At 69.8% G+C, this 13,450-nt stretch carries 12 protein-coding genes; 7 read left to right on the top strand and 5 right to left on the bottom strand.

All coding sequences use genetic code 11. The features are described from left to right. Positions 1 to 56 precede the first annotated feature (56 nt). Positions 57 to 566: a peptidylprolyl isomerase gene (locus N787_RS09780; protein ID WP_034213232.1), complete on the top strand. Its 510-nt coding sequence runs from the start codon at positions 57 to 59 to the stop codon at positions 564 to 566. A 40-nt stretch (positions 567 to 606) separates the two neighbouring features. Here N787_RS09780 and N787_RS09775 read toward each other — a convergent pair whose 3' ends face one another. Genes N787_RS09775 through N787_RS09765 form a run of 3 tightly spaced genes read right to left on the bottom strand, consistent with a single transcriptional unit; the run spans position 607 to position 3,097 of the window. Further along, a complete protein-coding gene (locus N787_RS09775) occupies positions 607 to 1,200 on the bottom strand; it encodes a hypothetical protein (RefSeq protein WP_156968977.1) in 594 nt (197 codons plus the stop codon). Continuing rightward, entirely contained in the window at positions 1,197 to 2,363 is a 1,167-nt protein-coding gene (locus N787_RS09770; protein ID WP_052575349.1) for a M48 family metallopeptidase, read from the bottom strand. Before N787_RS09770 ends, N787_RS09775 begins: the two co-directional genes overlap by 4 nt. After that, positions 2,360 to 3,097: a hypothetical protein gene (locus tag N787_RS09765; RefSeq protein ID WP_052575348.1), complete on the bottom strand. Its 738-nt coding sequence runs from the start codon at positions 3,095 to 3,097 to the stop codon at positions 2,360 to 2,362. The genes N787_RS09770 and N787_RS09765 overlap by 4 nt, the downstream gene beginning before the upstream one ends. A 130-nt stretch (positions 3,098 to 3,227) precedes the next feature. Between N787_RS09765 and N787_RS09760 the strand changes: the two genes are divergently transcribed. Genes N787_RS09760 through prpC form a run of 4 tightly spaced genes read left to right on the top strand, consistent with a single transcriptional unit; the run spans position 3,228 to position 7,513 of the window. Continuing rightward, entirely contained in the window at positions 3,228 to 4,427 is a 1,200-nt protein-coding gene (locus N787_RS09760; protein ID WP_034213226.1) for an aminotransferase class I/II-fold pyridoxal phosphate-dependent enzyme, read from the top strand. A gap of 9 nt (positions 4,428 to 4,436) precedes the next feature. Beyond that, positions 4,437 to 5,420: a malate dehydrogenase gene (locus N787_RS09755; RefSeq protein ID WP_034213225.1), complete on the top strand. Its 984-nt coding sequence runs from the start codon at positions 4,437 to 4,439 to the stop codon at positions 5,418 to 5,420. A 50-nt stretch (positions 5,421 to 5,470) separates the two neighbouring features. Further along, positions 5,471 to 6,364: a methylisocitrate lyase gene (gene prpB, locus N787_RS09750; protein ID WP_034213223.1), complete on the top strand. Its 894-nt coding sequence runs from the start codon at positions 5,471 to 5,473 to the stop codon at positions 6,362 to 6,364. A 3-nt stretch (positions 6,365 to 6,367) separates the two neighbouring features. Then, positions 6,368 to 7,513: a bifunctional 2-methylcitrate synthase/citrate synthase gene (gene prpC / locus N787_RS09745; RefSeq protein ID WP_034213220.1), complete on the top strand. Its 1,146-nt coding sequence runs from the start codon at positions 6,368 to 6,370 to the stop codon at positions 7,511 to 7,513. A gap of 115 nt (positions 7,514 to 7,628) precedes the next feature. Here the strand turns inward: prpC and N787_RS09740 are convergent, their stop codons facing one another. After that, positions 7,629 to 8,150, bottom strand: a complete 522-nt coding sequence (locus N787_RS09740; protein WP_084590744.1) for a cell wall hydrolase — start codon at positions 8,148 to 8,150, stop codon at positions 7,629 to 7,631. A 347-nt stretch (positions 8,151 to 8,497) separates the two neighbouring features. Then, positions 8,498 to 10,525, bottom strand: coding sequence for an NADPH-dependent 2,4-dienoyl-CoA reductase (locus tag N787_RS09735; RefSeq protein ID WP_034213218.1), 2,028 nt, complete (start codon positions 10,523 to 10,525; stop codon positions 8,498 to 8,500). Positions 10,526 to 10,706: 181 nt separating this feature from the next. Between N787_RS09735 and N787_RS09730 the strand changes: the two genes are divergently transcribed. Beyond that, complete coding sequence (locus tag N787_RS09730; RefSeq protein ID WP_034213215.1) at positions 10,707 to 12,155, top strand: bifunctional 2-methylcitrate dehydratase/aconitate hydratase; 1,449 nt, start codon at positions 10,707 to 10,709, stop codon at positions 12,153 to 12,155. A 136-nt stretch (positions 12,156 to 12,291) separates the two neighbouring features. Beyond that, positions 12,292 to 13,368: an OmpA family protein gene (locus tag N787_RS09725; RefSeq protein ID WP_034213213.1), complete on the top strand. Its 1,077-nt coding sequence runs from the start codon at positions 12,292 to 12,294 to the stop codon at positions 13,366 to 13,368. Positions 13,369 to 13,450 lie beyond the last annotated feature (82 nt).

The raw sequence follows: 13,450 nt of genomic DNA, 5'->3' as shown, positions 1-13,450 counted from the left end.
GTGGCATCCTAGGCGGCCCGCCGGGACCCGCCCGGCCACCCCTCCCGGAGCCTTCCATGTCCCTGACCGCCGTTTTCACCACCAGCCGCGGCCCGATCCGCATCAAGCTGCACGCCGACAAGGCGCCGCTGACCGTCGCCAACTTCGTCAACCTCGCCCAGCGCGGCTTCTACGACGGCCTGAGCTTCCACCGCGTCATTCCCGATTTCATGATCCAGGGCGGCTGCCCGCGCGGCACCGGCACCGGCAACCCGGGCTACCGCTTCGAGGACGAGTGCCGCGCCGACCTGCGCCACGACAAGCCGGGCGTGCTGTCCATGGCCAACGCCGGACCGGGCACCAACGGCAGCCAGTTCTTCATCACCCACGTCGCCACGCCGTGGCTGGACGGCAAGCACACCGTGTTCGGCGAAGTGATCGGCGCCGGCGACCAGCAGGTGGTGGACGCCGTGCGCGGCGGCGACAAGATCGAGAGCGTCAAGATCGAAGGCGACGCCGCCCCGCTGCTGGCCAGCCAGGCCGCGCGCGTCACCGAGTGGAACAAGGCGCTCGACGCGCAGGGCTGAGGCCCGCCGGCCGGCCGGGGCGCCATGCCCCGGCCTCGCCTTACTCCACGAACCGCAGGCTGTCGAACAGCCGCGACACCGCGTCCGCGTCCCGGCCGTAGTAGTGCTCGGCCGGCGCGATCCAGACCAGCAGGGTCAGGCGGCCGTCGTGCTCGGCGGCCGTGGCCAGGCCGCGGTATTTCAGGCCGCCCGGGTTGTCGAGCGCCAGTTCGAAGCGCAGGCCCGGGGTCGGGCCCCAGTTCGCCGGCCGCAGGGCGCTGCCGCGCACGTTCGCCCAGCCGCCACCGCGCAGGCCGTCGAGCACGAGGTCGCGCACTTCGTCAGGACGCATGCCCTCCCGGAACCACGGGCCATCGGGGCGACTGCGCCGTTCCCGCGCGCCGAGGAACACATGCTCGCCCGGCCGGATGCGCGAGGTGATCAGCAGCTGGTTCAGCGGCGCGCCGTCGATGGTCCACTGCTCCTGCCGCGGCGCCTTGAGGCGGGCCCAGTCCAGGTCGGTGTCCAGCGCCAGGTCGAACACGCGCGCATCGCCTGCCTCCTGCAGCCGCCCGCCGGCGCCGCCACTGGCGCAGGCGGCCAGCAGGAGGATGGCCGCGGCCATGGCCGCGCATCGCTGCAGCCCTCGGATCATGGCGACGCCTCCAGTTCGGCGAGGTAGTGGCGGATGAAGGCGGCGTCCTCGGCCGCCGGCGCCAGTTCAAGGTAACGCTGCAGCGCCGCCGCCGCGTCGGTGCGGCGGCCGGCGTCGCGCAGTGCAAGCCCGTGCTCGCGGTAGGCGGCCGCGGGCGGCACGGGCAGGGCGATGGCTTCGGCATAAAGCGCGTGGGCGCGGGCGAGGTCGCCTTCGTCGCCCCGGCGCCGGTAGGCCTCGCCCTCGTAGAAAGCGTAGGTGGCCTGCAGCTCCGGTTCTGCGTGCTTGCGCAAGTCGGTGATCACGCGCACCGAGGAGTCGTACATGCGTCGCGACAGCTCCAGCTCCAGCCAGTGCGCGAGGAAGGGGCGCACCGCGAGGCGATAGGCCTCGCGGCCGGACTCCCCCGAGGACTGGCCGCTGGCGTCGGCCGCACTGCGCACGTCCTCGAGCCGCTCCGCGGTCTTCGGGTGGCTCGCGAAGACCGGCACCGGCTTGCCGTAGCGGCGTGCGTCTTCCTCGTCCTTCATGCGCTGCCACAGCCGCGCGCCGGCGTGGGCGTCGTAGCCCTGGCCGGTGGCCACCGCGAAGCCGATGCGGTCGGCCTCGCGCTCGGCGTCGCGCGAGAACTGGTACAGGCTGGCGGCGCCGACGATGTTGGCCAGGTAACCGGCGGCACCGGCGCCGCCGCCCCAGGCCAGCAGGCCGAACGAGCCGAGGAAGGCGGCGCTGCGCTTGGCCCGCCGCCACTGCTGGATCGAATGCCGCTGGCGGAAATGCGCGAACTCGTGGCCCAGCACCAGCGCCAGTTCCGCCTCGTCCTGGAAGCGGAGCAGGGCGCCGGTCCAGACGATCATCATGCCGTTGGGCGACATCGAGGCGTTGAACCACGGCTGCTCGACGATGTAGACGCGCATGTCGCCGCAGTGGTCGGCGGCGACCCGGCAGGCGACGCCGCGCACGTAGGCATTGAGCGCCGGATCGCGCACCAGGCTCGGGTGCTGCTGCAGGTCGCGCTCGGCGCGGTCCATCGCGTACCAGAGTTCGTCCTCGTCGCTGCCGGCCGGCGGGCGCTGGCCCGGGCGCGCCGGGTCCACGTCCGCCGTCGCCGGCGCCGCGAGCGCCAGCAGGGCGGCCAGCAGCAGGGCGGGGCGCGGCTTCACAGCGGCAGCCCCGAGAGCATGTCGTCCACGGTCTGGGCGGCGCCCTCGGCGTCGCGCAGGTCGCCGGACTGGTTCGACATCAGGTTGAACCAGACCACCTGGCCGGTGCGCAGGTCGACCAGGGTGGCGACGCCCACCTGCTGGCCGCCGCCGATGTCGACGTAGCCCCCCATCGCGGCGCCGGCCAGGAAGCCCAGCACGCGCATCGCCTTGCGCCCGCTGCTGGCGTAGCTGTCGCGGATGTAGGTGAACAGCGCGTAGTCGGCGCCCGTGGCCTCGCGCAGGGTCTCGACGCCAGGCCCGAGGGTCCAGTCCAGCCGCCGGTCCTTGGTCGCCAGGTAGCTGCCGCTGCGCGTGTAGACGGCGATGCTGGTCGCCACCGCTTCGTTGAGCCGCACCACCTGTCCGAGGCGCGACTCCGGCGCAAGGTCATCGGGCAGGTCGAAGTCGGGCCGGCGGGCCGTGCCGCCCTCGTCGAGCAGGCGGGCCACCGCGGCGGGGAAATGGCGACGCGCCGCCTCCGACCATTCCCGCCGGGGCTCCTGCAGGCCGCCGGCGGTGACCTCGGTCAGCTCGATGTCGGGCTCCACCACCACCACGCTGCCCTGGATGCGCAGCGGGCGGCCCGCGTCGTCGGTGGCCACCCGGTTCTGGTCGTAGGCGAGGGCCTGCAGCGGCAGCCAGAGCGCCAGGGCCCAGGCGAGATGCCAGCGGATGCGACGGGTCGGGGCCATGGCGTTCCTCCTGGCGCCAGCATGCCCGAAAGCGTGCCGTGGGGAAGCCCGGGCGGGGGCCTCGGGGTGGGCGTGCATGGTATCCTTCCGGGGTTTTTCCGCCCCGCCACAACACCCTGCGAGGATTGCGATGCCCCAGCTTGCCAAGCGCATGGGCCGTGCCAAGCCCAGCGCCATCATGGCCGTCGCCGACAAGGCCAAGAAGCTCAAGGCCGAAGGCCGCGACATCGTCAGCTTCTCCATCGGCGTCCCCAACTTCCTGCCCGGCGAGCACGTCTATGCCGCCGCCCGCGAGGCCCTGGCCAAGGACAGCGGCCAGTACGGCAGCAACCGCGGCTCGGATGCCCTGCTCGACGCCTTCCTGCACCACCTCGAGGGCCTGGGGCTGACCGGCTACACGCGCCTGCACTGCGCCACCGGCATCGGCGCCAAGCACATCCTCTACAACCTGGCCGAGGCCCTGCTGGACGAGGGCGACACCATCGCCTACGCCGTCCCGTACTGGACCACCTACGCCGACATCGCCGAGGTGCTCAACGCGAAGATCCTCGAGCTGCCGTGCCCGGCCAGCCAGGACTACAAGCTCACCCCGGCCCAGCTCGACGCCGCGCTGGCGACCAAGCCCAAGGTGTTCCTGTTCAACAACCCGAACAACCCGACCGGCATGGTCTACACGCGCGGGGAAATCGCCGCGCTGGCCGACGTGGTCGCGAAGTATCCGGACACCTGGGTCATCACCGACGACATCTACAACACGATGGTGTTCGACGGCCTGGGCTACCACAACTTCGTGCAGGCGCGGCCCGAGCTGCGCGAGCGCGTCATCTTCGTGGACTCGCTGTCCAAGACCTACGGCATGCCCGGCTGGCGCGTCGGCTTCATGGCCGGCCCGGAAGTGGTGGCCAAGGCGCTGACGGTGCTCAACTCCTCGCACATCACCAACCTGCCCGAAGTGGTGGTGGCCGCCGCCATCGCCGCGCTCACCGGCCCGCAGGACGTGCCCACCGGCAAGTGCGCCGAGTTCCAGGCCAAGCGCGATAGGGTGGTGGACACGCTCAACGCCATCCCGGGCGTCGTCTGCCCGAAGCCGCAGGGCGCGTTCTACGTGTTCCCCGACATCAGTTGCGCCTTCGGCAAGTCGCATGGCGGCAAGAAGATCGCCAACGACGTCGACTTCTGCAGCGTGCTGCTCGAGGCCAAGGGCGTGGCCTGCGTGCCGGGCTCGGCCTTCGGCGAGCCGCGCGCGATGCGCATCAGCTACACCTGCCCGACCGAGCAGCTGCCCAAGGGCCTGCAGCGGATCCAGGAATTCTTCGCCGAACTTTCGTAAGGAGCTCACATGAAAACCCCCGTTCGCGTTGCCGTCACCGGCGCCGCCGGCCAGATCGGCTACTCCCTGCTGTTCCGCATCGCCTCGGGCGAGATGCTGGGCAAGGACCAGCCGGTGATCCTGCAGATGCTCGAGCTGCCGATGGAGAAGGCCCAGGCCGCGCTCCGCGGCGTCATGATGGAGCTCGAGGACTGCGCCTTCCCGCTGCTGGCCGGCATGGTCGGCACCGATGATCCGATGGTCGCCTTCAAGGATGCCGACATCGCCCTGCTGGTCGGCGCGATGCCGCGCGGCCCGGGCATGGAGCGCAAGGACCTGCTGCTCAAGAACGCCGAGATCTTCACCGTGCAGGGCAAGGCTATCAACGCCGTCGCCTCGCGCGACATCAAGGTGCTGGTGGTCGGCAACCCGGCCAACACCAATGCCTACATCGCCATGAAGTCGGCGCCGGACATCAACCCGCGCAACTTCACCGCCATGCTGCGCCTCGACCACAACCGCGCGCTGTCGCAGCTGGCCATCAAGGCCGGCGTCGACGTCGCCGGCATCGAGAAGCTGGTGGTGTGGGGCAACCACAGCCCGACCATGTATCCCGACTACCGCTTCGCCACCGTGGCCGGCGGTTCGCTCAAGGACAAGATTGGCGACGAGGCCTGGAACCGCGAGACCTTCATCCCGAAGGTCGGCAAGCGCGGCGCCGCGATCATCGAGGCCCGCGGCCTGAGTTCGGCGGCTTCGGCCGCCAACGCCGCCATCGACCACGTCCGCGACTGGGTGCTGGGCACGAACGGCAAGTGGACGACGATGGGCATCCCGTCGGACGGCAGCTACGGCATCCCGAAGGACGTGATGTACGGCTTCCCCGTCACCTGCAAGGACGGCAAGTACGAGATCGTGCAGGGCCTGGCCATCGACGACTACTCGCGCACCATGATGGACAAGACCCTGGCCGAGCTCGAGGAAGAGCGCGCCGGCGTCGCCCACCTGCTCTGATCGAAAGCGAAGGCGACCCGAGGGTCGCCTTCGCGCATGAAGGACCAGAAATGACTGACATGAATTCGGCCGGCGCGCGTTTTCGCGCCGCCGTCAGGGAAGAATCCCCGCTGCAGGTGATGGGCGCGATCACCGCGTACGCCGGCCTGATGGCCAAGCGCACGGGCTACAAAGCACTGTACCTGTCGGGCGGCGGCGTCGCCGCGAACTCGCTGGGCATGCCCGACCTCGGCATCAGCACGATGGAGGACGTCCTCACCGACGCCCGCCGCATCGTCGACGCCACCGGCATGCCGCTACTCGTTGACATCGACACCGGCTGGGGCGGCGCTTTCAACATCGGCCGCACCATCCGCAACTTCCAGCGCATCGGCGTCGCCGCCGTGCACATGGAGGACCAGGTCGGCCAGAAGCGCTGCGGCCATCGTCCGGGCAAGGAAGTGGTGTCGAAGCAGGAGATGGTCGACCGCGTGAAGGCCGCCGTCGATGCCCGCACCGACGCGGGCTTCGTGATCATGGCGCGCACCGACGCCGCCGCGGTCGAGGGCCTGGACGCCGCGATCGAGCGCGCCGTCGCCTACGTCGAGGCCGGCGCCGACATGGTGTTCCCGGAAGCGATGCGTTCGCTCGATGACTACCGCAAGGTCAAGGCCGCGGTGAAGGTGCCGGTGCTGGCCAACCTCACCGAGTTCGGCTCCACGCCGTTCTTCACCACCGACGAACTGCGCGACGCCGGCGTCGACATCGCGCTCTACTGCTGCGGCGCCTACCGCGCCATGAACAAGGCCGCGCTGCACTTCTACGAGACCGTGCGCCGCGAAGGCACCCAGAAGAACATCATCGACACCCTGCAGACCCGCGCCGAGCTCTACGATTTCCTGGGCTACCACGCCTACGAGGACAAGCTCGACCAGCTGTTCGCCAAGGACAAGAAGGAAGACTGAGCCATGACCGAATCCACCCTGCCCAAGCCCAAGAAGTCGGTGGCCCTGAGCGGCACCGCCGCCGGCAACACCGCGCTGTGCACCGTCGGCCGCAGCGGCAACGACCTGCACTACCGCGGCTACGACATCCACGACCTGGCCACGAAGGCCGGCTTCGAGGAAGTCGCCCACCTGCTGGTGCACGGCACGCTGCCCACGGCCAGCCAGCTGGCGGCTTACAAGACCAAGCTCAAGCGCCTGCGCGGCCTGCCGGCGATCGTCACCGACGCGCTCGAGCTGGTGCCGGCCAACGCGCACCCGATGGACGTGCTGCGCACCGGCTGCTCGGTGCTCGGCGTGGTGTTGCCCGAGCGCGACGGCCACCCGGTGAACGAGGCCCGCGACATCGCCGACAAGCTGATGGCCAGCTTCGGCTCGATGCTGCTGTACTGGTGGCACTTCACCCGCAACGGCCGCCGCATCGACGTCGAGACCGACGACGACACCATCGCCAGCCACTTCCTGCACCTGCTGCACGGCGAGCCGCCGAGCGCCTCGCATGCGCGCGCGCTCGACCAGTCGCTGGTGCTGTACGCCGAGCACGAGTTCAACGCGTCCACCTTCACCGCGCGCGTCATCGCCGGCACCGGCTCGGACCTGTTCAGCTGCATCACCGGCGCCATCGGCGCGCTGCGCGGCCCCAAGCACGGCGGCGCCAACGAGGTGGCGATGGAAATCATCGCCCGCTACGGCAGTGCCGACGAGGCGGAGGCCGACATCCGTGCCCGCGTCGAGCGCAAGGAAATCGTCATCGGCTTCGGCCACCCGGTGTACACCATTGGCGACCCGCGCAACCCGATCATCAAGGAAATCAGCCGCAAGCTCTGCAAGGAGGGCGGCAACCCGGTCCTGTTCGACGTCAGCGAGCGCATCGAGACGCTGATGATGGACCTGAAGAAGATGTTCCCGAACCTCGACTGGTACAGCGCCTCGGCCTACCACATGATGGGCGTGCCGACCGCGATGTTCACCCCGCTGTTCGTGATCGCCCGCACCAGCGGCTGGTCGGCGCACGTGATCGAGCAGCGCATCGACGGCAAGATCATCCGCCCGAGCGCCAACTACACCGGTCCCGAGGACCGCGCCTTCGTCGCCATCGACAAGCGCTAAAAAAAACGTGGGAGGGACTTCAGTCCCGATGCTTTCCGGCAAAAGGCATCGGGACTGAAGTCCCTCCCACAGGGATTCGAACAACGGGGTCAGGTTCGGAACCTGGCCCTTTTTTTCAGGGCGCGAGGCGCTGGCTGGCGTGCGGGCCGGCCGGTGCGGCGGCCGTGGGCACCGACATGGTCACGGTCGGCGGCGTCAGCCGCTGCACCCGGAAGAAGGTGTGGTCACCGATGGTGGCCACGCGCGGGGCGGTGGCCCAGGCCGGGTTGGCCAGGTCGAGGGCGGCGAAGTGGCTGGCGCCCGGGACGACCTCGTTGCGCTGGCCGGCCGGCTGGCGCCAGTCGTGCTGGGCCTCGAAGGCGACCTGCACGGCCTTTTCCCAAGCCTCGAGATTCCTCATGCGCAGGCCCGGGTGGACGATGGTCGGCGCGAACTGCTTGCGGGCGGTGACCACCTCGCAGACCGACTCGCCCCAGCGGCCGCTGTCCCGGCGGCGCAGTGCCACCTCGGCGACGGCGCGCTGGCCCAGCTCGGACTGGTTGCGGGCTTCCAGGTAGACCGTCGTCGCCAGGCAAAGCGGGTCGGCGGCGGGCTGGGGCAGTACCTGGGCAAGCCACAGGATGAAGGACAACTTCATGGCGGAACTCCTTGCTCCGTTGCGCCGCAGTCCACCGTCCGCCTTGCGGCGGGTCGCCTGTTGGAGTCTCCAACGGGACGGGGGGAGGGATGCGGCCTGGCGTTTTGGGGATGGACGAGCGGGGCTCGCATTCCGGTCGGGGCGTCGAAGGTTGGGCGCCGTCCGGAAACCCCGCCAAGCCATGCGCTGGGGGGCCGTATCTGGCCGGCGGGTCCTGGGGACGGGAGCCGGTTCCGACGCGCATGGTACGGCCGGAACCCGAACTCCCGCTGAACGGGGTTTCACAACCCGTTGATTTTATTTGGAGTGAAAACTCCAGCCCGCGACCCGGGCGATCGCCAATCGCCTCAGAAACCCGCGGCGAGCCGGCTGCCCTGGTCGATCGCGCGCTTGGCGTCGAGCTCCGCGGCGACGTCGGCGCCACCGATCAGATGGGGCTGGCGACCGGCCGCCACCAGCGGGTCGAACAGCGCCCGCAGCGGCTCCTGGCCGGCACAGACGACCACGTGGTCCACCGGCAGCACCTGCTCCCGGCCGTCCACGCGGATGCGCAGCCCGCTGTCGTCGACGCCCAGGTACTCGACGCCGCCCAGGGCCTGCACACCCTTGGCCTTCAGGGCCGAGCGGTGGATCCAGCCCGTGGTCTTGCCCAGCTTCGCGCCGGGCTTGCCGGGGCTGCGCTGCAGCAGCCAGACCTCGCGGGCCGGGGCCTCCGGGCGCGGCTTGGCCAGGCCGCCGGCGCCCTCGAAGTCGGGCGCGACGCCCCACTCGGCCAGCCACCGGCCAGTGTCGAGCGTCGGCGACTCGCCCTCGTGCACCAGGTGCTCGGCCACGTCGAAGCCAATGCCGCCGGCGCCGATGATCGCCACCTTGTGGCCCGGCTGCACCTTGCCGCCCAGCACGTCCAGGTAGCTGACGACCTTGGGATGGTCGCTGCCCGGGAAGTCGACCTTGCGCGGCCGGATGCCGGTGGCCAGCACGATCTCGTCGAAGCCGCCGGCCAGCAGCTGTTCCGCATCCACCGCGGCGCCCAGGCGCTGCTCGACGCCGGTCAGCTGCAGGCGCTTGTCGAAGTAGCGCAGGGTCTCGTGGAACTCCTCCTTGCCCGGGATGGTCTTGGCCAGGTTGAACTGGCCGCCGATCCGCGGCGAGGCGTCCATCAGCGTGACCTGGTGCCCGCGCTCGGCCGCGACGGTGGCGCAGGCCAGGCCGGCCGGGCCGGCACCGACCACCGCGATCCGCCGCGGCGTGGCGGCGGGCAGGTAGTTGAGCTCGGTCTCGGCGCAGGCGCGCGGGTTCACCAGGCAGCTGGCTTTCTTCGCCACGAACACGTGGTCCAGGCAGGCCTGGTTGCAGGCGATGCAGGTGTTGATTTCGTCGCGGCGGCCGGTGCGGGCCTTGGCGACCCACTGCGGGTCGGCCAGCAGCGGCCGCGCCATCGAGACCATGTCGGCCTGGCCGCGGGCCAGGATGTCCTCGGCCACCTCGGGCATGTTGATGCGGTTGGTGGCGACCAGCGGCAGCGCGACGTGCGGCTTGAGCTTGGCGGTGACGCCGGCGAAGGCCGCGCGCGGCACCGAGGTGGCGATGGTGGGCACGCGCGCCTCGTGCCAGCCGATGCCGGTGTTGATGATGGTCGCGCCGGCGGCCTCGATCGCCTTGGCCTGCAGCACGATCTCGTCCCAGTCCGAACCGCCCTCGACCAGCTCGAGCATGGACAGCCGGTAGATGAGGATGAAGTCCGGGCCCACCGCCTCGCGGATGCGCCGCACGATCTCGACCGCGAAGCGCATGCGCTTCTCCGGCGTGCCGCCCCAGGCGTCGGTGCGCTTGTTGGTGCGCGCCGACAGGAACTGGTTGATCAGGTAGCCCTCGGAGCCCATCACCTCGACGCCGTCGTAGCCGGCCTCGCGGGCCAGGCGCGCGGTGTTGACGAAGGCCTTGATCTGGCGCTCCACGCCCCAGGCGGTGAGTGCGCGCGGCGTCAGCGGGCTGATCGGCGCCTTCACCTTCGAGGCCGACACCAGCAGCGGGTGCGCGGCGTAGCGGCCGGCGTGCAGGATCTGCATGCAGATCTTGCCGCCCGCGCCGTGCACGGCCTGGGTCACGATGCGGTGCTTGTGGATCTCCCACGGCCAACTGAGCTTGCCCGCGAAGGGCTTGAGCCAGCCGACCAGGTTCGGCGCGATGCCGCCGGTCACCATCAGGCCGACGCCGCCTTCGGCGCGCTCGCGGAAATACGCGGCGAGCTTCGGGAAGTCGCGGGCGTGGTCCTCGAGGCCGGTGTGCATCGAGCCCATCAGCACGCGGTTGGGCAGGGTGCAGAAGCCGAGGTCGAGCGGCTGGAACAGGTGCGGGTAGGGCGAAGCGGTCATGGCGGGCGGGTCGTCCGGAACAGCGCTCCACCTTGCCCGGAATGGCCGCCAGCGACAAGCCGCGGACGCGTCCTGCCGCGGCGCCGGACGCCGTTATCCTGTGGGCCCCGGTCCGGCGAGACGGGGCTGCATCTGGCACCATACGGTGACATCGCCATCGCCACGCACGGACTGCCGCCCCATGAGCCAGCAAGACATCCGTTCCGCACAGCGCCCCGAGCCCGACCAGGCGATGGTGGACATCGCCAACTACGTCACCGACTACTACATCGGTTCCTCGGAGGCCTACACGACGGCGCGCTACATGCTGCTGGACTCGCTGGCCTGCGCGATGCTGGCCATGCGCCACCCCGAATGCGTCAAGCACCTCGGGCCGATCGTGCCCGGGGCCGGCCTGCCGGGCGGTGCCCGCGTCCCCGGCACCTCCTTCGAGCTCGACCCGGTACAGGCCGCCTACAACATCGGCGTCCAGGTCCGCTGGCTGGATTTCAACGACACCTGGCTGGAGGCCGAGTGGGCGCATCCCTCGGACAACCTCGGCGCCATCCTGGCCGTGGCCGACTACCTCAGCCGCAAGGCCGAGCGCGAGCACGGCAAGCCGGTGACGGTGCGCGACGTCCTCACCGCCGCCATCAAGGCCCACGAGATCCAGGGCAGCTACGCCCAGCTCAACAGCTTCAACCGCGTCGGCCTCGACCACGTGCTGCTGGTGCGGCTGGCCTCCACCGCGGTCGCGACCCACCTGCTGGGCGGCGGCAAGGAGGAAATCATCAGCGCCGTCAGCAACAGCTGGGCCGACGGCGGCGCGCTGCGCACTTACCGCCATGCCCCGAATGCCGGGCCCCGCAAGGGCTGGGCCGCCGGCGACGCCTGCCGCCGCGCGGTGACCCATGCCCTGAACGCCGTGAAGGGCGTGGTGGGCTACCCGAGCGTGCTGACCGCGAAGACCTGGGGTTTCTACGACGTGCTGTTCGGCGGCAAGCCGTTCGAGTTCGATCGCCCCTTCGGCAGCCACGTGATGGAAAACGTGCTGTTCAAGACCAGCCACCCGGCCGAGTTCCACGGCCAGACCGCGGTGGAGTGCGCGATGCAGCTGCACCCCCGGGTCGCCGGCAAGCTCGACCAGGTCGACCGGATCGTGGTCGAGACGCAGGAAGCCGCGCTGCGCATCATCGACAAGACCGGCCCGCTGGCCAACCCGGCCGACCGCGACCACTGCCTGCAGTACATGGTGGCGGTGCCGCTGCTGTTCGGCCGGCTGGGGGCGGAGGACTATTCGGACGCGGTGGCGGCCGACCCGCGCATCGATGCCCTGCGGGCACGGATGCAGGTCCGGGAGAACCCGGCCTTCACGCGCGACTACGCCGACCCGGAGAAGCGCAGCGTGGGCAATTCGGTCGAGGTGTTCTTCAAGGACGGCACCAGCGCCGGCAAGGTGTCCATCGACCTCCCGATCGGCCATCGGGAGCGGCGCGGGGAGGGCATCCCGGCCCTGCTGCAAAAGTTCGAGTCGGCCGCACGGGGCCAGCTGCCGGGACGGAAGGTCGAGCAGATCCTTGCACTTACCGGCGACACGTCGCGCTTCGAGGCGACCCCGATCCACCGTTTTGTGGATTTGTTCACGTTGTGAAGGGCAAGCTTGCGAGACGGGTGTTTGAATGTTAGATTCCCGTTAACGCAAAAGTGGTCAGCGTTGAGTCGTGCCCACGAGGTGGCGAATTTTGCCCCGTGATGAAGTTACCCCCCGATCTAAATGGAGCCAAGTCATGAAGAAGAACCTACTGTGCTGCGCCCTGCTTGCCGCGGCTGCCATGGCGCAATCCGCTGCTGCCCAGGATTTCGATGATCGCTGGTACGTTTCCGGCGGCGCCGGCCTGAACTTCCAGGACGAGACCCGCGAGACTGCCGACTCGCTGTACTACACCCTCGGCATGGGCAAGTTCATCTCGCCGAACTGGTCGATCGATGGTGAGATCAACTACCAGAACCCGAACTTCAACGGCCGCGAGCTGCTGTTCAGCCAGTACGGCGCCACCCTCGACGCCCGCTACCACTTCATCCAGGAAGGCCGCAGCTGGAACCCGTACCTGCGCTTCGGCGTCGGCGCGCAGAAGGCCGAGGAAGAGTTCGATGCCTTCCCGAGCCCGGCTTCCCCCGGCCAGCGCGAGGACACCTTCCTGACCGCCCAGCTGGGCCTCGGCGTGCAGGGCAACTGGGACCGCTACTCGCTGCGCGGCGAAATCGCGCACCGCTCGGCGTTCGATGACAGCTCGGTCGTCGCCCCGACCTCCGACAAGTTCAGCGACCTGCTCGCCGGCGTGACCGTCCTGGTCAAGCTGGGCAACCTGGCCGCCCCGGTCGAGCCGACCAAGCAACCGGAAGTCCCGCAGCAGACCTGCGCCGACCTCGACGATGACGGCGACGGCATCAACAACTGCGACGACAAGTGCCCGGGTTCCGCCGCGGGCCAGGCCATCGGTCCGGACGGCTGCCCGGTGCAGCTGACCATCGACCTGAAGGGCGTGAACTTCGACTTCGACAAGGACACCCTGCGTCCGGACGCCGAGGCCATCCTGGCCGAGGCCGTGCAGATCCTCGCCAAGTACCCGCAGCTCAAGGTTGAAGTCGCCGGCCACACCGACTCGGTGGGTTCGGAGCAGTACAACCAGGGCCTGTCCGAGCGTCGCGCCCGCACGGTGTACAACTACCTGACCAGCAACGGCATCGACGCCAGCCGCCTGGTCGGTCCGAACGGTTTCGGCGAGAGCCGTCCGCTCGACACCAACGACACCGCCGAAGGCCGTGCGCGCAACCGCCGCACCGAGTTGAACGTGCAGAACTGATCCTTCAGTCTCCACGGCAAGACACGAAGCCCGGCCTAGCGCCGGGCTTCGTTTTTATGGTTCTTCTCCCAAGTGCGGGGAG

The organism is Arenimonas metalli CF5-1 (assembly GCF_000747155.1).
Taxonomy (GTDB): domain Bacteria; phylum Pseudomonadota; class Gammaproteobacteria; order Xanthomonadales; family Xanthomonadaceae; genus Arenimonas; species Arenimonas metalli.
This window is presented reverse-complemented; position numbering and strand designations above follow the sequence as displayed.

Excerpts from the sequence above, each read along its gene's own strand:
- N787_RS09780 (WP_034213232.1), top strand. The coding sequence starts at position 57 with ATGTCCCTGACCGCCGTTTTCACCACCAGCCGCGGCCCGATCCGCATC.
- N787_RS09775 (WP_156968977.1), bottom strand. The coding sequence starts at position 1,200 with ATGATCCGAGGGCTGCAGCGATGCGCGGCCATGGCCGCGGCCATCCTC.
- N787_RS09765 (WP_052575348.1), bottom strand. The coding sequence starts at position 3,097 with ATGGCCCCGACCCGTCGCATCCGCTGGCATCTCGCCTGGGCCCTGGCG.
- N787_RS09760 (WP_034213226.1), top strand. The coding sequence starts at position 3,228 with ATGCCCCAGCTTGCCAAGCGCATGGGCCGTGCCAAGCCCAGCGCCATC.
- N787_RS09755 (WP_034213225.1), top strand. The coding sequence starts at position 4,437 with ATGAAAACCCCCGTTCGCGTTGCCGTCACCGGCGCCGCCGGCCAGATC.
- prpB (WP_034213223.1), top strand. The coding sequence starts at position 5,471 with ATGACTGACATGAATTCGGCCGGCGCGCGTTTTCGCGCCGCCGTCAGG.
- prpC (WP_034213220.1), top strand. The coding sequence starts at position 6,368 with ATGACCGAATCCACCCTGCCCAAGCCCAAGAAGTCGGTGGCCCTGAGC.
- N787_RS09740 (WP_084590744.1), bottom strand. The coding sequence starts at position 8,150 with ATGAAGTTGTCCTTCATCCTGTGGCTTGCCCAGGTACTGCCCCAGCCC.
- N787_RS09735 (WP_034213218.1), bottom strand. The coding sequence starts at position 10,525 with ATGACCGCTTCGCCCTACCCGCACCTGTTCCAGCCGCTCGACCTCGGC.
- N787_RS09730 (WP_034213215.1), top strand. The coding sequence starts at position 10,707 with ATGAGCCAGCAAGACATCCGTTCCGCACAGCGCCCCGAGCCCGACCAG.
- N787_RS09725 (WP_034213213.1), top strand. The coding sequence starts at position 12,292 with ATGAAGAAGAACCTACTGTGCTGCGCCCTGCTTGCCGCGGCTGCCATG.